This window comes from Succinimonas amylolytica DSM 2873, assembly GCF_000378405.1.
Taxonomy (GTDB): Bacteria; Pseudomonadota; Gammaproteobacteria; order Enterobacterales; family Succinivibrionaceae; genus Succinimonas; species Succinimonas amylolytica.
This window is the reverse complement of record NZ_KB899638.1, coordinates 147037-169291: the sequence shown is the minus strand read 5'-3', so window position 1 is coordinate 169291 and position 22255 is coordinate 147037. Positions and strand designations below refer to the sequence as shown.

The following is a 22255-nucleotide window of genomic DNA, read 5'->3' as shown; positions in this document are numbered from 1 at the left end:
AAGAGATAGTAAATGGATTTTACCAGATTAAAAAACTTTGCTCCTGAAGCTCGAAAGATTTTATTCTCACAAATAAAGAGCAGTTTAGATCAGGCGATCAAACTAGACGGAATTCTTCATAGAAATCATCCAAATGTTTTTAGAAAACTCTGTGAGGATTTAAACAAATATGGAGAAGAATCTCTTATCCGTAAAGTTGCATATTTCTGGTTCAATCGCTTCTGTGCGCTACGCTTCATGGATTTAAATGGCTACACCAATTCTAAGGTCGTATCGCCTGAACAGGAAGGTAGTTCTATTCCAGGTATTCTCTCTGAGGCTAAAAGTAACTATTTTGATGATGAAGTTGTTTCTGTAGCAACAAAAGAAAAGATTAACAATCTTTTAAATGGCTCTACGCAGTCAGCTAATCCTGAGGCGGAGGTGTATCGTTTACTTCTTATTTCTGAATGTAATTACTGGAATAAGAAAATGCCATTTCTGTTTCAGACTGAGGATGATTATTCAGAATACCTTTTACCTTCAGATTTGCTGTCACCAGAAAGTATTCTGCAGAGCATACGTGATGCAATGACGATAGATAACTGTCAGAGTGTTGAAATTATTGGTTGGCTTTATCAGTACTATATATCAGAAAAGAAAGACAAAATCTTTGCTGATTTGAAGAAAAATATCAAGATTGAGCCTAACAACATACCTGCAGCAACACAGTTATTTACTCCTGAGTGGATTGTAAGATATTTGGTTGATAATTCCTTAGGAAGACTTTGGATGTTAAATCATCCTGAGTCATCATTAAAAGATTCAATGGAATATTATATTGAGGGCCAAGAACCTGAATCTGACTTTCTAAAAGTAAGCTCACCTCAGGAAATAAAGGTCTGTGATCCATGCTGTGGTTCAGGTCATATGCTAGTTTACGCCTTTGAGCTCCTATATAAGATTTATGAAGAACAAGGCTATTCCAATATCGAAATTCCAAAGTTAATACTTGAAAATAACTTATATGGTCTTGAGCTTGATGAACGAGCATCTGAACTTGCTGCTTTTGCTTTAATGATGAAAGCAAGAGAAAAAGATCGAAGAGTCTTTGGAAGAAATGTTACACCTCAAATCTGTCATTTGGAAAAGATAAAGTTTACTGAACAAGAGCTCTCTGATTATCAGAATATAGTTGGTTCTGACATTATAACTTATGATGTTTTAGAAACAGTTAAACTATTTGATGAGGCTGATAATTTTGGTTCTTTAATCATTCCTAAATTACAAAATCCAAGAGAAGTATTAGTCAGACTTCAAAATATAAAACTCAATGATATATTCTCGCAGGAAACCCACAACAAGCTAATAAAAGCCTTAAATACAGCTGATTATCTAAGTCAGAAATATCACGTAGTAGTAACTAACCCTCCTTACATGGGAACCAAAGGGATGAATGGTAGATTGGCTGCATGGATCAAGGATAATTATCCTGACAGTAAAACTGATCTTTGTACTACAATAATTGAGAGAAGTTTTAAACTTGCAAAAAATAAAGCCCTTTCTGCAATGATCACAATGCAGAGTTGGATGTTCCTTTCATCATTTGAAAAATTAAGGGACAAAATTCTCTCTAGTAAAACTATTATGTCTATGGCTCATTTAGGAACCAGGGCATTTGATAGTTTTGGGGGAGAAGTTGTTGCAACAACAGCATTTATAATAAAGAATGAATTTTCTAATACTGTTAAAGGCTCATATATAAGACTTGTTGATATCTTTGGCGAGAATGATAAAGCAGAAGCCTTCCTAAAACGTAAAAACACACCATATCTCACATCCTCAGAAAACTTCAAGAAGATTCCTGGTTCGCCTATAGCTTACTGGTTATCTGATAAATTTATAAAGGTTTTTGATTTTCCACTTTTCCAAGAATTTTCAATATCAGATGGTCAAAATAAAACAGGGAATAATGATAAATTTCTCAGATATATATGGGAGATTAATAGGAAAGATGTTGGTATCAATCAGAGGTACCTGATCTATCTAAAAGGCGGAGAATTCCGAAAATGGTATGGAAATGTCGAATATCTGATAAATTGGAGCGAAGAAGCTCGTTCCCACTATAGAAAAGATCCAATTTGCAGAATAATTCCAGAATATCTTTGGTACAAAAAAGGTATAACCTGGACCTATATAACATCTTCAACACCATGTTTTAGATGTAAACAAAAAGATTCAACATTTGATGTTACAGGATCTTCAATTTTCTTAAAAGATGAAAATAATCTTAATTATTACTTAGGAGTATTTAATAGTTGTGTATTTAAAAAAAATTTTAGAGGTGCTAAATCCAACAATCAGTTTGCAGGTTAAAGATGTAAGGTCTTGTCCAATTAACTTTGATATAAATAGTAGAAATGAAATAGATGCTATTGTACAGAATAATATTGATATTTCAAAAAACGATTGGGATTCATATGAAAACTCTTGGAATTTTAAAGTAAATCCTTTAATTAAGGAATTCAGTAAAGAGGTATCACTAGAATCTACTGTTAAGAAATTACAAAAGGATTTCAAGGATATTGCACAAAACGTACAGCGGCTAGAAGAATTAAATAATAAATATTTTATCGAGTTATACGGTCTTGAAGGAGAAATTTCTCCTGACTATCCTCTGTCTGAAGTAACTCTCTTTTCCAATACCTCCTTTATGTACAAAAATAAATCTGAGGATGAACAGTTAAAACTTCAGAGAGTAGATATGATAAAAGACCTGATTTCTTACTCTGTAGGCTGTATGTTTGGCAGATACTCTCTTGATAAGGAGGGATTAATTCTCTGCAATTCTGGAGAAACTATTGAAGATTTTAAAGCAAAGGTTCCTAACTCTTCATTTGAGGTAGACGAGGATAACGTTATACCTGTTCTATCTGATAACTGGTTTAGTGATGATATCGTAGAACGTTTCAAAAACTTCCTAAAGGTTGCCTTTGGTGAAGAACATTATCTTGAAAATCTGAGCTTCATTGAACAGACTCTTAATGTAAAAGAGAAGACCTCTTACTCAATTCGTGATTACTTTGTAAATGACTTCTACACTGACCACATCAAACGTTACAAGAAACGTCCAATCTACTGGATGTTTAAGAGTCCAAAAGGTCATTTCAAAGCTCTAATCTATATGCACCGCTATCAGCCTTATTCAGTCAGCCGTGTAAGAAATGAATACCTTCTTGAGTTTAGACAGAAGTTAGATGCTGAAAAACAAAATCTTGAGACATTAGTGGATTCAGGAACACTTTCAAAAGCAGATAACAATGCTAAGAACAAACGTATTGAAGAGATTAAGAAGATTATCGCTGATATAAACAATTATGACAGTGAAATTATGTATCCACTGGCACAGCAGAATATAGAGATTGATCTTGATGATGGAGTCAAAACCAACTACGTTAAATTTGGCAAGGCTCTTGAGAAAATAGCAGGCCTAGATAAGAAAGAAGAATAATAAATAGGATAAATAAATGGCTAGTTCCCGTATTATTCAGGCACTTGAAAGTGCATTTAAAAATTACCGAATTGTATTTTGGGATGACGATAAAGAAAAACTTATTGATGAATTTGAAACATTAGAACTGCCTGACGTTACAAAAATAAAAATCAATAACAATGAGTTTTCAGTTAAATATCGAATTCTTGTTGAAGAACCAGATAAGAAGTTTCTAATCTATCGCCCTGCAGGCGAGCCTGAGGTAAAAGATAATTGGCTTTTAGATGTTCAGCTTGCGTCTTATAAATTTGTTGCCGAGCAGGATACTTTACGTTGCACAGAGATTGGTTTAGATCCGACTAAATTTTCTTCATATATAAAGCAACATGAGAATTTCTTTAACAAAAAGGAATATAGGGAAAAACTTGCTGCTGCTATTAAAGGTTCATCAGAAAAAGAAACAATTGAGTCAGTAGATTTAAAAATAATCGGTATCATGTCTCCTCTAAGAAAGGTAGATACCTTCTATTCTATTCTACAGTCACTGCTTAAAGATGCTTATGAGCAGAGCCAAAACGGATTTATGATGCCACAAGATGCGTGTTTAGAAATGCAGACAGAATTGTTAAGTCTTCTGGCAAAGCATTTTAAGTATCAGTCCACCTCTTTATCCTTACACGATTTTGCTCTTAAGATATTTAGTGACAGCCTCAAGAAACAGTTAGGTGAACCTTCTGAACTGTCCAATGAAGTCTCAATGTTTTTAGGAAACTGGCAGGACAGTAAAAACTACGGTGAAAACTTTAATGAATGGACAGAGAAAGCCTCATCTGAACTTAATCTGCAGCTGACATTTGATAAACTCGATTTTGACACATTAAAGCAGATTGATTATTTCAGAAACATTGATGAAATGATTTTAATAAAACTAAAATCAGATATCAGTAATGATTTAATCAACGACCTAGACGTAAGACGTATTCTTGATATTCGCTGTACTAAGACCTGGTGGAAAGATTTTTCTGACTACTACGAAACAGCATACGCTGCATCCAAATTTAAGCAACTTATCAAAAAAGTTAATCTTAACCTTGAGAATATTGAGGATGCAGTCAATAAATATCAGGAGAGCTGGTATGAGGTTGACCAGCAGTATAGAAAGTTTAACTTTTTCTGTCGAAACAATAAGGACAATGAATTGTTCTCTGATTTGAAAGTAACCATTGATAATCTGTACACCAACGAATTTTTACGTCCTTTGGGACAGAAGTTCTCAATGGCAATTCAAAGCGAAAAGAATTGGGGAAGTTTCTCAAATATAATCTATCAGCCAAAGTTCTTTAACAACTATGTTGAACCATTTATCAAAAGAAATAACAAGGTTGTTGTGATTATTTCTGATGCTCTGCGTTATGAGCTTGGTGAAGAATTAACCAGACTGATTAACCAGAATAATCGATTCTCTGCAGCAATTGAGCCAATGCTATCGGTACTGCCAAGTTTTACTCAGCTAGGAATGGCAGCGCTGTTGCCAAATAACTCGATAGAGTTAAAAACAGATAACACTGCTGTAGTTGATGGCATATCCGCAACAGGAATCGAAAACAGAAAGAAAATTCTTGCGCAATACGGACATGCATCAACCTGTATCAATGCAGAAGAGCTATTATCCTCAAAATATAAAAACAAAGATATCAAAGAGATTGTTGCATCTAACGAGATAATCTATGTCTATCATGATGTAGTTGATACAACCGGAGAAAATGTTGGAGAACATCTGTTTGATAAATCAGAGGACTGCCTTGAAGAGTTGATGCAGCTTGTTACAAGATTATCCTCTGGCAATGCCAACAACATCATGATTACAGCAGATCATGGCTTCATTTATCAGGATCTTAAGTTAGATAAGAACGTGGATTTTGTGGATGAACCATTTGTTACAGGTAAAAAATACCAAGTAGTCAGAAGATTTGTTACTGCCATCGGAGAATTGGATGGTTCAAATACAGATTTTCATTCCTTCCTGGCTAAGGATTTAGGTCTTTCAGGAAAACTTTCTGTTCTTATTCCTAAGGCAATTCAGCGTATTCGCAAGCAAGGCCAGAATGGACGCTATATTCACGGTGGTGCAACTCTTGAAGAAACCGTTATTCCGGTAATCCACGTTAATAAGAAGCGTAAGGATGATGTATCTGAAGTCAAAGTAAAAGTAATTTCACGAGAAAGGATCATAACCTCTGGACAAATTCTGATTACTTTCTATCAGGTACAGCCTGTTGAAGATAAGGTTAAGGGTATTTCTATTAGAGCCGGCTTCTACAGAGATGGAGTTCCTGTTTCTAATATAGAAGATCTGGAATTTAATAAAGAAACAACAAATGTTGAAGAACGAGAGCAGAAGCGTCAGTTTAAACTTTCTACAGGCATAGATTCAGGAAGTGTTATCCTGAAGTTAACAAAACGAGTAGAAAATACAGACCAATATGCACCATATGATGAAATAACTTTCTCAATCAGACAGAACTTCTTTGGCCGAGACTTTTAAGGAGAAATAATGACTAAGTTATCCTCATTAGATCAGAAAATAAATCAGGTATTTACAGGATGCGTTGTCCGGAAAGATCTGGTCAAAGAGATCCGTGGCAATGCTATTGTTCCTTCATATGTACTCGAATATTTGCTTGGTCAGTATTGTACAACCTCAGATGAAGACAGTATTCAATCTGGTATTCAGTCAGTAAAGGAAATCTTAAGCCACCATTATGTGCATAAAAATGAAGCGGAACTTATCAGGTCGAATATCAAGGAAATAGGTCGACAAAAGGTCATTGATAAAATCAGTGTTACTCTGAATGAAAAAGATGATACCTATGAAGCATCATTCTTTAACTTGGGGATAAACAAGGTTATTGTTGGCTCCCAGACAATTAAGAAGAATCCGAAACTTCTAGTTTCTGGTATTTGGTGCATTGCAGAAGTTGAATATTACCATGTTGAAGATCCAAAAGTTGTTCCTTGGTTACTGTCGTCTTTAAAGCCAATTCAGATGGCTCGTTCTGATGTAGATGGCTACAAAGAAGGCAGAAAGAATTTCTCAATGGATGAGTGGATAGACTTCATCATGCAGAGCATGGGATTAAATCCAGAAGTATTCAGTCGCAGGAACAAGTTCATTCAACTATGCAGACTTATACCATTCTGCGAACGCAACTATAACCTCATGGAGTTAGGTCCAAAGGGAACAGGTAAATCTCATATTTACTCTGAATTCTCCCCTCATGGAATGCTTCTTTCCGGAGGAGAAGTTACTGTGCCCAAGCTGTTTGTTAATAACAGCAATGGCAAGATCGGCTTAGTAGGATTCTGGGACTGTGTCGCTTTTGATGAGTTTGCCGGCAACCAGAAGAAGATAGATAAGGCCCTTGTAGATATCATGAAAAACTACATGGCCAATAAAACCTTCTCAAGAGGAACTCAAACCATGGGAGCAGAAGCTTCTATGGTATTTGTCGGCAATACATCTCATACTGTGCCTTATATGCTAAAGACTTCTGATTTGTTTGCAGATTTGCCAGATAAATACCATGATTCTGCTTTCTTAGATAGAATTCACTGTTTTAATCCTGGCTGGGAAGTAGATAATCTTCGACAGGATATGTTCTCATCAGGATATGGATTTGTAGTTGATTACTTTGCTGAGATCCTAAGAGCATTACGTAATGATGATTATTCAGCAGAATTTAATAAATTCTTTACTCTTGGAGAAGATATATCTGCCCGAGATCGTGACGGTATAAAAAAGACATTTTCCGGTCTTATGAAAATCATCTTCCCTAACAATGATGCCACTGAAGATGAAACCAAAGAATTGCTTACCGTTGCTATTGAAGGCCGTAAAAGAGTAAAAGATCAGCTTTTAAGAATAGATTCTACTTTCAATAGAACTAACTTTGTTTTCTTTAAGAACTGTGAGCCTTTCAAAGAAATACCAGTGCAAACTCTTGAGGAAATAGAGTTTCACGATATCTACTTCCATGGCGTTCCTGAAGCTGTACCAACCTCTTCAGCAGATCAACATCAAACTGCAGTAGAAGCCCCTGCAAATGAAACACAAATTAACGCCATAAAAGAGCATGTTCTTGAAGAGAAGCATGAGGAGATCAAAGAAAATCAAAAAGGATTCTCATTAAATGAGCTAGTTGCTCCGTATCTGAAAGGATGCAAAAAACTCTCTATTACAGATCCTTATATTAGAAATTTCTTCCAGCAACGAAATCTAATGGAGTTATTAGTATCAATTGTCCAAATGAATTACCCTCTTGAAGAAATCGAGGTTCATCTTATAACTATTGAGGATGAGTTTAAAGGAGATAAGCAGGAGGAGAACTTCAACAAGATGAAGGAGTCTCTTGCTCGCTTTGGCTTAATCTTCACCTGGGAATACGATACTGCAAGAACAATTCACGCAAGGCATATTGAGACAGATACTGGTTGGAAGATTAGTCTTGATAGAGGTCTTGATGTGTATCAGAGTTTTGGTGGTGATGCATTTGATGTTCTTACATATCTTCCTGAGCTAAGACCTTGTAAAGCTTATGAAGTAACATTCATAAAAATAAACAAATAATTTTTCAATAGGATTAGCTTATGCAGATAAGTTAAACTCCAAACCAGAGCTTAATTTCGCTAAGACATTAGGAGTTTGCTGCGGGTTAGTGACTACTGCTTTGATAATTGCAGCGCTTATTTACTGCTTTCTTTGGTTCTTAAGCTTATTTGGATAAGAAAAACCCCCCGATTACGGGGGTATCTGCACTTTACTAATTGCACGAATCAGTTTAAACTGCTTGCTTTTTCAAGTACTCCTTTTTTCTGACAATTTAAGATCCCTGATTTGTTCCTTTTTGTTCACCAGTTTTGTCCCATATTTCTTCAATATGGCCTGCTGATTTTCTCTCGCCGTTTCACCTCTAATTTTTCATTATAAGCTGTAATTGCGAATGTTACACCTGCAAACAAGCTGAATCCAGCAGTTTATTTGGATATAAGATGATCAGAAGCACTGAGTTTACATGGCGGCATAACACTTTAAATGGCTATGCTCATCATAATACTTATATACATTTTCTTTTGTTTATTATCGTTCTTGCCGAGTTTATAACAAATTCTTTTGATATTATAACATATTTCTCTGTAGTGGATACGGATGAATGGCCCAGTAACTCTTGTATTTGCTCCATACCTACTCCCGCTTCACAAAGGTGCGATGCAAAGCAGCGTCTTAATGAATGCGGTGTTATTGTGCAATCAATGTCCTGCTGTTTTGCGTATTTTCTCACCATGTATTCAATCGTGTAAATTGTAAGAGGTCTCTGTGTTTTGCTGTTGAAAAAAATGTAATTCTTGGGTTTGACTTCGGAAATGTACTTTTTCAGCAGTAATGCAGTAGTGTCGTCAAATAATACAATACGCTCTTTGTCTCCCTTGCCTAAAATTCGTATTTTCTTTTCAGCAAAATTAACCATGTTTATCTTCAGGCTAACCAGTTCTGACACTCTCATCCCGGTGGAATACAAAAGATACAATATTGTTTTGTCTCTCAGGCCAATCGGATTTTCTTCGTTCGGAGAGTTAATTAACCTGATAATCGTTTCTTTGTCAATGTAATCTTTTTTGACATACTGAACCCGAGGTCTGAAATCATATACTATAACATCATCCCTCAAATTTTGGCTTCTCAGAAATTTTGATAATGTAACCAGCAATGAAATAACCCAGCGTAATGAGCTATTAGATGACGTTCTTGATTTTACTTCAACATAACCTTCAACATCCTTGAGTTCGAATGAATACAGTTTTGAATTATCCCTCATATGTATCAGGTTATAGTAGTCAATAAAATGGCTTACTTCTTTGACGTATTCGGTGCACGTCTTGGTACTGAAGCAGCGTTCATACATCAGATATTCGTAGAAATCCTCAATCAATGCGGTGTCTCGATCCACAACTTTCCTCATAACTTTCATCACAAAATCCTCTGTTCATCAACGTAAATACAAACAGAAAACTTATTGCATAAAACGTGCGCAGATATGCTGCAGAGACTCATTGCAGAGGGTAAAGAATAGAAATTTGTGAGATCTGATGTGTTTTTATCCGGTTTTAAGGATCGGAAAAATTCTGATTTCCCAGTCAGATGAAGGCGCGCTGATAAGCAACGCGCCCTGACTTGGGGAGATTGCGGGGGTTAACGGCTTCGTCCCCGGGATTGCACCTGAGTTTGGGTCTGCGTATTCACCTGCGTCCTCTCTTTGTTATCCTCGTTTCTTACGGCAGAAGGAGGAGGATTCACGAATTTCGTAAAATCGTTCAGATCCTTATCGGGAGGAATGAACCACCGCTCTCTTTCGGAACTGTACCGGGCCCCTAATTCTTTGAGTTCATCAGAATAGGCGGGATCTATTGCCGCGTTGATCATCACCCATTTAGATCTCTTGTCAGGTTTCCGGGCATTTTGATTGGTGTCCTCCTGAATGACGCTCTTGCCGCTCTGCGGTTTCTTTGCGGGGTCGTTTTTTGCTTGGGCTTTCTCTGCTTTGCTTGAACTTTGGGCCCTTTGTTCCTGCCGCTCGGTATGCTGAGCTGACATATGTACTTCATCGATGTCATTTTGGATTTTCTGGTTATCAGCGGATCTGCTGATGTTGTCATCGGAGCTGATAGGCGTATCTGACTGAGCAGGGATTTCCCGGGCCTCGGCATTCTGCTTGCCCAGCTTTTCATGTTCAACTTTGGCCTTGTCTTCGGCGTTTTGAGCTTTCATGCTCTCAAGTTCCCGGTCTTTCTCTCCTCTGTCTGATTTTGTTTCAGGCTTCTTCTGACTGCCCTCCTCTCGCCCTAAATTTATGTCGACGCGTTCCTCCAGCTTTGCGGTGGGCAGGCCCAGTTTTCTGGCCATTTCGTTGATCTTGTATTCATCCCATCCCAGATCCGGGCGAGGTGTCAGCACGGGTTTGGGAGCTTTATTGAGGAAGGAGCTCAGACTGCCCTTTTTGGCTTCATAGACGCATACCTTTTCCCCGTTGGGGGCGGTAACCCACATTCTGATCGTCCCTTTCATTTCGGGATTTGAGATGTTTTTTAATGCCCTTTTGGGATCCTGATCCTTGCCCTTGGTAAAGGTATGCACGAACTTCCCCATCATTGATTTTGGGGTGCTGTCTAAGTTGTTGATCCGGAATTTAACGTTCAGGATTTCGCCGTCATGTTCTATGGGGGTGTCGAAGGACAGATTGTGATGCTCCTTATCAAAGTTCACGTTTGAGAACTTAAAATCGTCGAATCTGGTGTCTGTCAGCTTTGATTTCAATTTGCCTATTAATGTGTCTTCGCTCTTGCTCTTCTTGGGCGGCTCCGGTGTTTTGCCCAGCTTCACCTTCGGCCTTTCCGGCTTCTTTTCCGGTTCGGGATTTATTTCATTGTCATGGAGAGAACTGCTGTCGCTGCTCTGAAAATGATCATGCCTTTCCTCGGTTTGCAGGCTGTCTTCTTCTGCCGGGTAATCCTGCTCGCCTGTTTGTCCCTTATTCTGCTGGTTAGTCTGTCCGAGATTTTCAGGAGATCGTTTTGCTGTTTCCTGAAGTCCTTCCTGGTCAAACACCACCATAATTTCCGGTTTGAATACCGGAGCGGAATTCTGTTCCCCGGGGGCCGATTCGTTGCGGTCTTTGTCATCATGAGATGGCTGCGACTCCGGCGCCGCTGTCTCAAAGATTTCGTCAATCAAGGAGTCATCCGCCCTGCCTTCGCTTATTTCAGCTTCTTCCGGAGTCAGAGAGCCGTCATATATTGGTATCTCGGCTTCGGAGTTGCTTATCTCGCCTTGGGCGTTATCTAATGCTGCGGATTCTTCCTTATATTCCTCGTACTCCTCCTGATCAGCGTGATAACGGCTCTGAATAATAATGCTGTTTGAGAGGACATCGGTGAGCTTGTTTTTATCAAACTTGTAAATGGAACCGGATTGAGTCTCAAAGGTATAGACGTCGCCCTCCAGCGTTGCATTAACAATGTCCGTGGTGTTGAATTTTCCCTTGTGGTCATGGTCAATCGCTTCGCTGTCGTAGCGAATAAAGAAATCTCCCGGACTCTGGGCATCTTCCCGAAGGTGCCAGTTGTATTTGGTGCAGTCGTTAATTTTTGCCGCCGTTGCCTCTTCCTTCTTTGAAGGTTCTTCAGGAAGAGAAAATGAATATTCAGGAGTCTGATATCCGTTGTCCTGCTTGAAACTGTTGCTGTCTGTCATTGCTTTCTCCAAAATGCGGAGAGACTTTAAAACACTCTCTCCGCTCTGTTGTTACGGTTACGGGTTCCGGTTAACGGCTGCGCCCTGCCTGCGGAATTTCCGGCTGCCCTTCTGAGCCTGCTGCTCTGTGGAGCCGGTACTGGTTACGCAGCACTTCCCGGACGGACTCGATGCCCTTTTCGCTGGCCATGTCGTTAAAGTCGGTGCCGCGGGATTGTTCATCAAATACCGGGAATACCGCGGTGCCGCCTACGGCCTCTGCTGCTGCTTCCGCATGGGAACGTCCGGAATTTACGGTGTTGTGCTGGTCATCGTCGCCGCAGATCACGATAGGCTTGTCCGGGAACATCGCATGAATGGAAACGGCTACCTCCTTAAGGTTTCCGCAGTTGGCCGCGGAGACTACCGCAACATTCCCCTTGGTAGCTTCCCGAATCGTGCTGGCGGTGGCGTAGCCTTCGCAGATGTAGATCCCAAGCTTAGAGGTTTTGAGGCTGTCCATGCCATCGAGAGGATGGAAGCTCCCCTTCATTTCGCCGTGTTCAATAAACTGCTTACGGGCGTCCTGATGGATGATCTGCGTGGTTTTAAGGGTTCCGTCGGCAGCATAGAACGGCACAAAAAGATCTCCGGTGGCTTTGTTCTGATGCAGATCTGCCGTGGGCTTGATCCCTTTGTTTACAAGGTATGGCGAGTCTTCGGCAGCAAGGGGCAGCGTCTTGAAATAGGCGCTCTTTTTCTGGGCCTGCTTTGCCTGAGACTCCCTTTCCTTCTGCTTTTCCTCGGCCTGCGCCTTTATAAGCTCCCGCCCCTTTTCCTGGGTGTTTTTCAGTTCCTGAGCCGAGGTCAGGGACACCTGCTTGGTCTTTTCAAGATCCCCCACATACACCCGGGCCATTTGGGTGCTTCCGGAAGGGATGGAGAGCTCCGGATGCCTGAAATTGGTGAATTTCAGGTTGGGTACGCCGTCAAGATGAATGGTCAGGCTGCCGGTCTTTTCTCCGGGCTTGTCATCAATTAAGGGGACTCGCAGGGTTGAGCAATTCCGGATGGAGATGTCGGTGATCCGGACGCCTGCTGCCGCAAGATCCCGCAGCATGGCAGCCTGAGCGTTAGGCTCCCGGTTGATGTAGTCCGTGTTTGCCAAAGGCTGCTTATGATTGCTCTCCTTGGGAAGCGGATTCAGGTATGCGGAGAATTTCTCCTTCTTGTTTTCCCGGCAATACCATTGCTTCTGCTTAATATCCCATTTCGCCCCCATAGCCTTCACCGTGTCCTTGTCGCTGAAGGCAACGTGAAGATAGACCTTCGGGCCGAAGTTCTCCTGCTTGGCTTCCTTATTATTTTCAGGAGCAGCCGCAGGCCATTTGGCAAATCTCTCCTTGGGCACTCCGGCAGGAATGAACCATGATTTTCTGGCGGAATCCCACCTTGCTCCGAGGGCCTTGGCCTCGTCCTTTTCGGTTTTGGGAACCTTGATGTAGTCGAGTTTTTCCGGCTCCTTCCGCTCCTTGGGCTGCCACTCGGCAAACTTGGATTTGTCCAGGCCTTCGGGAATGAACCATGACTTGTTCTGAATATCCCACTTCGCCCCCAAAGCCTTTACTTTGTCCTTATCCCGGTAAGGAACATCAATAAAGTTCTTCCGGTCATCCTCGATTTCCGGAACGAAGTCCACCTCCTGAAACAGCTTTTCATTCCGGACTTTATTCTCTGCATCCTTCTCTGACTCTGCCTTTTTCTCTGCCTCATTCGGGTTCTCATGCAATTCCTCATGCGGCAGAGAATACTCGAGCTTCTTCTCCTCGCTCTCTTCATCCTCGGGCTCCTCAAGCTTTTTGAGGCTTTCCTCCACCTCATTCACATCGCAGTCCACGTCCTTGAGGGAATCGGTGTCGGCGTTTTCGACATTGATAAGATCTGCAACTTCGGACTCATCAATGGATTCCAGAGACGAGAGCTCCTTTTCACACGCGGCGATCAGGGATTCGTAGTGCTCGATTTCCTTCTTGATGCTGTTCTGGCTGACATCGGAGCCTTTAAGCTCATGCTCCAGCTTGGCCAGCTCCTTTTCGTGCTCCTTCAGGTCAAACTCGAATTTGGAGATCTTCTGATCCCAGTTATTGGTCAAACCGGCATAGATCAGGGTGGTATTCCGCTGGTCTCTTCCGTAATTCATCATATTGAATCCGGAAAGCTCCGAGGGAGCGATAGCCGTTCTTCTGGCCATCTGCCCGGTGTTGTCCCGGACATGGAACATATATACCGGGAAGCCGCGATACTTGCCGATAAGGCAATTGGTCGGGGAGTTCTCCAAAAACTGCATAAATTCCTTTTTGTCGGTAATAAGCTGCCCGTCCCCCTTTTCAAAACCGGGAAACACGGTCTCGTTCTTGTCGTTTTTAACCACGGGATATTTGCTGATCAGCTCAGATACCTGCTGCAAGTTCTTGATGCCGAGCTTGCAGGCCTCGATCCGGTTCGGCAAGCCGAGAAGAATATCCTGAGACAGGTGATTGAGCTTCTGCTTTTCAAACTTCAGGGACATCTTGTATTGCTCCAGACGATCCATAAGGTCGAGCTTTTGCTTCAGCTTTTCATTACCGCAAGTTAAGGTTCTCATTTCCTTGTAATTCATTTCAATGCCGCCCACATCTTCCACACGCTGAGACTTTTCCTTTCCTGAGAATATTGAGGTTACGTATTCCTGTTTTCGGGCCAGCATGTCGAACATGTAGGCGTCGAAGGTTTTCTTGGTGGAATACGTGTAGATCTGAACAGTCTTGTTCTCATTGCCCTGCCTGACTATTCTTCCTTCACGCTGGGTGAAGTCAGAGGGCCGCCAGGGAGCGTCAATGTGGTGAGCTGCGATCAGCTTTTTCTGGAAATTGCACCCGGTGCCGAGCTTCTGAGTGCTGCCGATAACGATGCGAATATCCCCGGCATTGAGGCGTTCAAAAAGGCTTTTCTTCTTCTCGTCGGTATCAAAGTCATGGATGAAGGCGATTTCCTTTTCCGCTACGCCCCGCTGCATAAGGAGATCCTTCATGCCGTCATAAACGTTGAATTCCCCCTTTTTCGGAGTGCCTAAATCGGAAAACAATACCTGAGTGCTGCGGGAGGCAGCGGTCTCCTTCCAGATCCGGCTCACATTGTCGGCCACGGTTTCCAGCTTATTGCCGTATCCTGCCTGAGCCGGGGACAGATCCATTCTTTCCAGATTTGATTTTGACAGGAGCCGCGGATCAAGACCGATCTTGCGGGCATCGCTGGCAATGCAGAGCTTGTTGTCCGCTTCCGGAGCCACTTGGCGGGCTTCCACGGCGGCCATGCGCTGAGTCAGCTTCGTAATGAGATTGTTCTGGCTTTCGGTGGGTTCAATGAGCACGGCTTCCCTCTTTACCTCCGGCAAAACAAAGCCCTCTTTGCCCACGAGGGATTTGGTGGTTACGAAATCGCCGCACTGCCAGAACTGATTCAGAAGGCCGTCAAGGTTTTTAAATTCCTTGAACTGCAATTTGATCTGAACATCATTTCCGGTCATCTTGACCTGTTTGTCGAAATCAATATTTACAAAGTTGTTGGCCCAGATATCGAAGTTGTAGCAGCCGCTGTTTTGCAGCACCTTGGGCTGAAGGTATTTCTGAATGGTATAGAGCTCGCCCAGGGTATTTGATACCGGAGTCCCCGATGCGAAAACAACCCCCTTGTAGTTCGTTTCCTGATTGAGATACGCGGTCTTGAGCTCCATATCCTGAGCCTTGACCGCTCCGTTGGTATTCAGGCCTACGATCTGCGTTAAGGTGGTGTCGAGCTTCAGGTTCTTGTAGTTATGGCTTTCATCCACGAAGAGACGATCAATCCCGATTTCATCCATGGTCATGGGACAGCCGGATTTCTGGTATTTCTGGGAGATGGAATCAAAAGTGGTTTCCAGATCCACCTCCTGCTTAACGAGCCATGTTTCACCGTCCCTGATGGTTCTCCCGACAGAATGGGAAAGTTCCTTCAAGGTGGCCAGCTTTTCATTTTTGATTTTGTCGATGACTTCCTGAGAGACGGGAATCTTGTTGAAGGCTTCATGGGACATGATGATGGCGTCCCAGTTGTTGAATGCCATTTTGCCGATGGTCGCGGAGATATGGTCTTTGCTCATATCGTCCTTTTTGACGGTCAGGATATTGGCATTGGGATAGAGCTGCTGAAACTCCTTGCCCCATTGCGCCACCACGGCCCCGGGGACGGCAAATACCGGCTTCTTGCAGACGCCCATGCGTTTCATTTCCATGGCGGTTGCCGCCATGGTGAAGGTTTTTCCGGCGCCGACTTCGTGAGCCAGAAGAGTATTTCCTCCGAAGATGCACTTGGCAACGCCGTTTGCCTGATGGGTTCTCAGTTTCAGGTTCTTGTTCATTCCGGTGAATTTCAGCACGCTGCCGTCATAGGAACGCGGCACCATGCGGTTCAGGGTATGGTTGTAGTTGTTCTCGATGCGGATGCGGGATTCGGAATCAAGCTCGGCCTTAAACTGATTGAAGCTTTCCTCAAGGCGTTTCCGGTAAACGTTATTGACGGTATGGATGGCCTCCTTGTCGAATTCCTTCTCGTTCTTTTTGATCTTCATTACCTTGTGGTTAATGACGCCTTCGACAAAATCGGAGATCTTTAACTTGTCGCTTACGGTGTAGGAATCCTCCCGGGATTTATCCAGGAGATTGGGGAAGGTGACTTCCACCTTGCCCAGCTTTCTGGTGACCTTCGCTCCCCAAGTGCCGAATTCGTGGTTCAAAAATGATTCCAGAATGTCCGTAGGCACAAACGGCGAGGAGATGTTGATATCAAGCTCATCAAACTTTTTCTCCTTGGGGAGCACCTTCTTCAGGGCTTCGAATTCCTTGGTAAAGGAGACATCATCGTTGATCCTGTCCTTTACCTGATCCATCTTCAGCTGGATGTCGCCGCTTAAAAATTCTTCCCGGGGGATCCAGTTTTCATAAACGGAGCCGGTTTTGGCGGGATCTCGGAAAATAAGCTCTGACTTGGATAATTCGTCGATCAGGCTGTCCGCGGATTGCTGGTTGGGCATGATGGATGACATATAGTCAAAATCGATCTTCCCCTTGTTGCCCAGACAGAGCAGCAGCGCTTCCTGAGCATTTCCGGCCTGAACCGCGGATTCCTTTTCAAAGATTCTCTTTGTGAAAATATCGGAGAGCCCTTTCAGGTAAATAACGGCTTTGGTCTTGCCATTGTTTTCCTCGAATTTCTCATAGGTGTTCTCCAGCACCTTGATCTTTCCGAAATCAACGTCCTGTTTCAGGATGCTGGTGATGGTCTTCCGATTATCGAATAACGGTCTCTGCTTCCAGACGCCGGTATTCATGCCTGACATTTTCCGGAGCTCTTCATACTTGGTACGGAGATCCCTCTGGGCCTTTTCCAGAGCTTCATCAGAGGAATAATCCCGGTTGGCCTGAATGACCTTCTGGAAAGCGTCCTTAAGTTCGATGAATTTCTTTACCTGCGGCTGATTGTCCTCGCTGACGGGTTCAATGTATTCGGCATTTTTGAAGTAGGCTTTGCCGTCATTCATGAAATACGAGTAATACTTGACGTCAGGATAATTGAAGGATTTGAACTTGTTTGGCTGTTCGGTGATGTCTGATTTTTCGGCTTCAAAGGTGCCGGAAATCTTGGACAGCGAGCTCTCCACTGAGGCGTTCAGATCCTCCACATGACCGGATCTGAAATCAAGCTTGCCGTATCTGTCCAGTTTTAACCCGTCATAGCCTCCCACGATCATGTCTGGGTTCTGCTGGTAATACGCATTGAGAGACAGGTTTATTTTGGGAAGCTCCTTTTCCCATTCCTTCTTTTTGAGATCGCTGTAAAAGTTGTTTCGCAGCCATGAAGCGCTGATCTCTCCTGATGAAACGGATTCCCGGTTAAACCTGTTAAACGGACTGGCTTCAGTGTCGAGCACGAAGGTCTTTTTGTTTACCCATGTCTCCTTTGCTGCCTCCTCCGCGGTAATCCGTTCCCGGCGTTTCTTGAAAATGAGGATATCCGTTTTAATGTCTGTACCGGTCTTTTCAAAGGCGGTATCAGGAAGCCGCACGCCGCCGAGAAGCTCGGCCTTTTCCGCGATTTTTCTTCTGAAGGCGGGATCGCTGTCCTCCATGGTCTGCGAGGAGGTGATCAGGGCCACAATGCCGCCCTCCTTAACCTGATCAATGGATTTGTTGATGAAGTAATTGTGAATGTAATCGTGATCCTTCATGTAGTGGGGATCGTTGACGGAAAACTTTCCAAAGGGGACGTTTCCGATAACAACATCGTAAGTGTTATTGGACTGTCCGGACTTTTCATAGCCGGAGTTCAGAATATTCGCTGTGGGATAGAGCTTCTGAGCTATCTGAGCGGTTATGGGTTCAAGCTCCACGCCGGTAAGATCGCTCTTGGCCATCATGTCCCGGGGCATGGTGCCAAAGAAGATTCCGGTGCCGCAGGAAGGCTCCAGTATTCTGCCTCCGGTAAAACCGGCCTTTTCCAGCACCTTGAAAACATTCCTGGCAATCAGGGGATCCGTATAGTAGGCGGTCAGAGCGGATCGCTTTGCCTTGTCGAATTCCTCATTGCCCAGAAGCTGCCGGAGATTTTCATATCTGACTTCATCGGCCTTTGACGAAGAGTTGGTAAGGTGGAAATGCGTCATTAAGCCGCCCCATCCGGAAAACTTCGCGAGCTTTTCCTGTTCCTCCTTGGTGGCGGGACGGTCGTTTTCGCTTTGGATCTTTTTGAGAGTCTCAATGGCCTCGATATTGGCCGTGAATCGCTCAAGGGTGGTTAACTTTTCAGTTTCAGACGTTATTTCCCAGTTATCCGCGGTGGTAAATTCCGGCTTGGCTTCAGGAACGGCTTCCGGTTTTTCCTCCGGGACAGGAGAGGATGAAACGGCAGAAGAAGGAGCCTCGGGGGCAGCACGGCTTTCAGTGTTTTCCGGGGTGTCCTGAACTTCCTCTGCCTGCTTCTCTGATTCATCAAAGAGGTCAAATACCTGCGCTCCTCCTAAATTCTGCGGCTTGCGGGAACGGGATGTCTTATTGGCCTGAGACTTCTCGCTGTCATCTTTGGCGGTTTCAGTTTCGGCAGCGTGATCCGGAGCTTCAGTATTGCCCTGGGGCTTCGCGATTTCGGCTTCTCCGTTTTGCGGCTGAGCTTCAGGAGCCTCAGTTTCCTGAGGAGCTGTTTCGGCGGCAGATGTCGTTTCGGAAGCGACACGCTGTTCTGAATCCTTAATGACATCAGAGAGGGAATCCAGCAATTGGTCATACGTCGGATAACCGGAGTGCAGAACCTGCAATTCCGCTATCTTCTTCGTCATGAGGTCATTGTTAAAGAGGCGGCTGTTCTGCACGGTGGCCAGAGCATTTGCTTCTATGCGTCCGGTAACCAGCTTGATATTTCGGGGCATGTCCTGTTCCGGAACGTTTTTGTTAACGACCCGGACGGCCTTTTCAATGCTTTCCCCATTGTAGTCGCGGTACATGAGAGGACTGCTGACGTTCCTGATGGAGTCATAGATGGCGTCAATGCTCTCGTTCAGGTTTTCCGAACGCAGCTTCTTTTCCAGATATATGGCCGGAACGGGATTCCCTTCATAGCGGTACATTTCGGCAAGATCAATAAGGCCGTGATAGATAACGTGCTTTAAGAATTTTTCCTTGGTGAGTTCATTGCCGGTAGCTGCGGGGGCTTGCTTTTCAGTCTCCGCTTTTTCGGTCTTGGGGGTATTGCTGCTGTCCGGGTTTGCCGCAGGCTGCGCTGCCTGAGGACGGGCTTCCTCATTATCGCTCCGGGGAGATACCGTATTCGTCTCCTGATGGGAAGCCCTGCTGCCGCCTCTCCTGCGTGACGGGGTTCCGGCTTCCCTGCTCTTCTCTGACTTAGCCGCTCCTTCAAGGGATGCGGCGCGGGCCTGATCAACGATGGCCGGAAGAATCCTTTCCAGTACTGGCTTTATCTCAATATTGAAGTTGTCGTGAGCGAGCTTGGCCTCATTAAGATAATCGCGAATGTCTTCCTTCAGGAATGCGGAAAAGTGCGAAGCAAGATCATGGCCGAAACCGCTGGCGCCGCGTAAGGTGCGGAATCCGTTGTTCTTCCTCCTGAGAGCTTCATCAATTACCGGTTCATCAAGAATGTATTCCCACATGCCGTAGCCGCTGGCCTTGTCGAAGTATGTGGGCCTTGTTTTGAGGTGATCTCTGAGATACTCCGTTACCCGTTCCTTGGCGGCAGCGTCTTCAAACTGGCCGTTATGGTACAGGTTTATGAGATCATTCAGGGGGCCGTGGTCGGGTTTTCTGCTGCTGTCATGAAGCTCAGGGCTGTTTCCGTGTCCTCCGTGAGCATTCCCGTCAAGCTGTTCTCCGGGGGCAGAAGATCCCTCTTGTTCAGCATGTAATCCAGAAGAAGATTCTCCTCGTGCATTTTCCGGAGTTCCATCGGAAACTCGGTCACCAGCATCTCGAGGTGCGGCAGCCACTCCTCCTCCCATTCCAGTTCTTCCGTCTCGTATTCCGGACTGATTTCCATCTCCTTCAGGCGATCTGCCGGTATCCCGTGATGCTTCAGGAATTTCTGCTTCAGGTGTGCCGTTATCTCGTGCTCCTCCCGTGAGGTGATCATCTGACTTTCGAGAAATGCTGTCAGTCTGTCCCCGGATCCCGGTATCTGACTCTCCCGGTAATACAGATTCTTCAGAAGATCGGGATCCTGCGTCATCCACCACCGGTATATCTGCATTTCCGGCTGATTCTCGTAATTCTGCTTCATGAATGTTGCCAGAGTTCCGATCCCCGACTCCTGAAAGATCACGGGGTTCGGGACGATCTCCTGCTCCGTTCTCTCCCGCACGGTCTCCACGAGCTCCATCAGGAGTTTCCGGCTGTTCCGGGGCGTTTCGAGATTCCCCGTCCACGCGGCTACTGTTATCAGATCGTCCTGAAGGTTCTCCGGATTGTCCTCCCAGATGATCCGGAGCAGGGTTTCCATTTCCGTCATGTTGTCCTCCCACAGTTCGAACATCAGACTGCTGATGATCCGGGCTTCCGGCAGGCGATCCTGAAGAAGCTCCTCCGAGATGGTCTCCCAGCGAGTCTGCATGAGTTCCTCCGCTCCGGTTTTGCTGAGTCCCTTGCTGTAATGCTGATTCAGGGTTCCCTGAAGGGCTTCGTGAATCTTCGTTTTGGCTGTCTGTATGCTGCTTGTTTCCATTTCTGAATTCCTCATTCTGTTTTTGCAGAGTTTCAATCTGTTTCTGAAGAGCTGCTATCGTTCTCTGTAATTCGGTAATTGCGGCGTCGTTGGGATTGCCTGTGGTGGCGCCGTTAACGGGATCGGTGGTAACGCCGGAATTTCCGGCGGCGGCATTAGGGGCATTGCTCTTTTCTGTTTGGCGAGAGGATATTTCTTCCCGAAGGTCGGCATTGTTCCGGGGATGAACCTTTGAGGCCTCCTGCTGAGCTTCCTCGGCCAATCTGTTCTGAGCGGCCTTTTCCGCTTCCCGGAGATCATTTTCCCCGGCGTTTCGGAGATCGGGATCGGAAATTTCCGAAACCACCTTCTCGGCGATTTTGATTGATGAACCGAGGGTTTCTTCCGGGAACCACTTGGCAAATTGCTCTCTGTTGTCGGTAAATCTGATGAAGTAGCCCCGGGAGTCTTTGCGGGCGCCCAGTCTTTCGGCCTCAGGAGATTCGTCCAGGGGAACAATAAGCCGTATTTTGAGATCCTGATTGGTCTCCCTGTACTGATTGACGGCGATATTGGAGTGAATCATCTTCATGGAGGCGTCTGCGGCGGTTTCCGCTTCATGGATCAGGCGTTCCTTTGTAACCTCCCTTTCGATATCAGGAAGATCCTTCACATATTCATTGGCCCATGCGTCAATGTACTGGGCGGAGGTCTGAATATACTGGACGGGGAAGCCGCTATTGACCATCATCTTGCAGGCGGTCATTTCGGCAATAACCTCTTCCCGGGCGTATTCCGGAGAATGCTTGCTGGTGATCTGCCCTATTGCTCCCTGCTGACTCCGGAGATAATGGCTGATTTCATGAAAGAGCTGGTTATAAAACCTGCCGTGATCCCGGTAAAGTTCCGGATTGGCTGCCCGGGAAGGGATCGTGATTTTCCCGGTCTTGACGTTAAAGGAGAAGCGGGAGGCCGTATCGTCCACCTCGAAAATGCTGGTGTTTTCCGTGTCAGGAGAACAGAAGCCGGATACGTAGCTGTGAGCCAGAGACAGATTGGTCTGATACGGCTCGCCGGATCTGTAAAGACGCAATACCTGATCGGCAGCGGCCTCGCCGAAAACGGCGGTAACGGGAGCGCTGCTGTCAGCGGTCACTACCAGAGTGCGAGGCTCGAAATAGAGTGCAACATTAAGAAGTTCGAGAAAATTACTCATTTAG

The 22255-nt window shown here is 44.3% G+C and carries 7 protein-coding genes; 4 read left to right on the top strand and 3 right to left on the bottom strand.

Annotation, left to right across the window (positions count from 1 at the left end):
* The first annotated feature begins 12 nt into the window (after window positions 1-12).
* Genes pglX through brxL form a run of 4 tightly spaced genes read left to right on the top strand, consistent with a single transcriptional unit; the run spans window position 13 to window position 8099 of the window.
* Window positions 13-2355: a BREX-1 system adenine-specific DNA-methyltransferase PglX gene (gene pglX / locus F557_RS20030; RefSeq protein ID WP_211209569.1), complete on the top strand. Its 2343-nt coding sequence runs from the start codon at window positions 13-15 to the stop codon at window positions 2353-2355.
* On the top strand, window positions 2300-3490 hold the full coding sequence (locus tag F557_RS23040) for a BREX-1 system adenine-specific DNA-methyltransferase PglX (protein ID WP_211209567.1): 1191 nt from the start codon (window positions 2300-2302) through the stop codon (window positions 3488-3490). The genes pglX and F557_RS23040 overlap by 56 nt, the downstream gene beginning before the upstream one ends.
* A gap of 16 nt (window positions 3491-3506) precedes the next feature.
* The gene (pglZ, locus tag F557_RS0113480) at window positions 3507-6017 is read left to right on the top strand and encodes a BREX-1 system phosphatase PglZ type A (protein WP_019002749.1); all 2511 of its coding nucleotides are present in this window, start codon (window positions 3507-3509) and stop codon (window positions 6015-6017) included.
* A 9-nt stretch (window positions 6018-6026) separates the two neighbouring features.
* Window positions 6027-8099 carry a BREX system Lon protease-like protein BrxL gene (brxL, locus tag F557_RS0113475; protein WP_019002748.1) on the top strand — a complete coding sequence of 691 codons (2073 nt, stop codon included), beginning with the start codon at window positions 6027-6029 and terminating at the stop codon, window positions 8097-8099.
* A gap of 487 nt (window positions 8100-8586) precedes the next feature.
* Here the strand turns inward: brxL and F557_RS0113470 are convergent, their stop codons facing one another.
* The 3 genes from F557_RS0113470 to F557_RS0113460 all read right to left on the bottom strand — a co-directional run bounded on the left by F557_RS0113470 (window position 8587) and on the right by F557_RS0113460 (window position 22251).
* On the bottom strand, window positions 8587-9498 hold the full coding sequence (locus tag F557_RS0113470) for a tyrosine-type recombinase/integrase (protein ID WP_019002747.1): 912 nt from the start codon (window positions 9496-9498) through the stop codon (window positions 8587-8589).
* A gap of 221 nt (window positions 9499-9719) precedes the next feature.
* Entirely contained in the window at window positions 9720-11777 is a 2058-nt protein-coding gene (locus tag F557_RS0113465; RefSeq protein WP_019002746.1) for a hypothetical protein, read from the bottom strand.
* Window positions 11778-11847: 70 nt separating this feature from the next.
* Complete coding sequence (locus F557_RS0113460) at window positions 11848-22251, bottom strand: DUF5710 domain-containing protein (protein WP_019002745.1); 10404 nt, start codon at window positions 22249-22251, stop codon at window positions 11848-11850.
* Window positions 22252-22255: the final 4 nt, after the last annotated feature.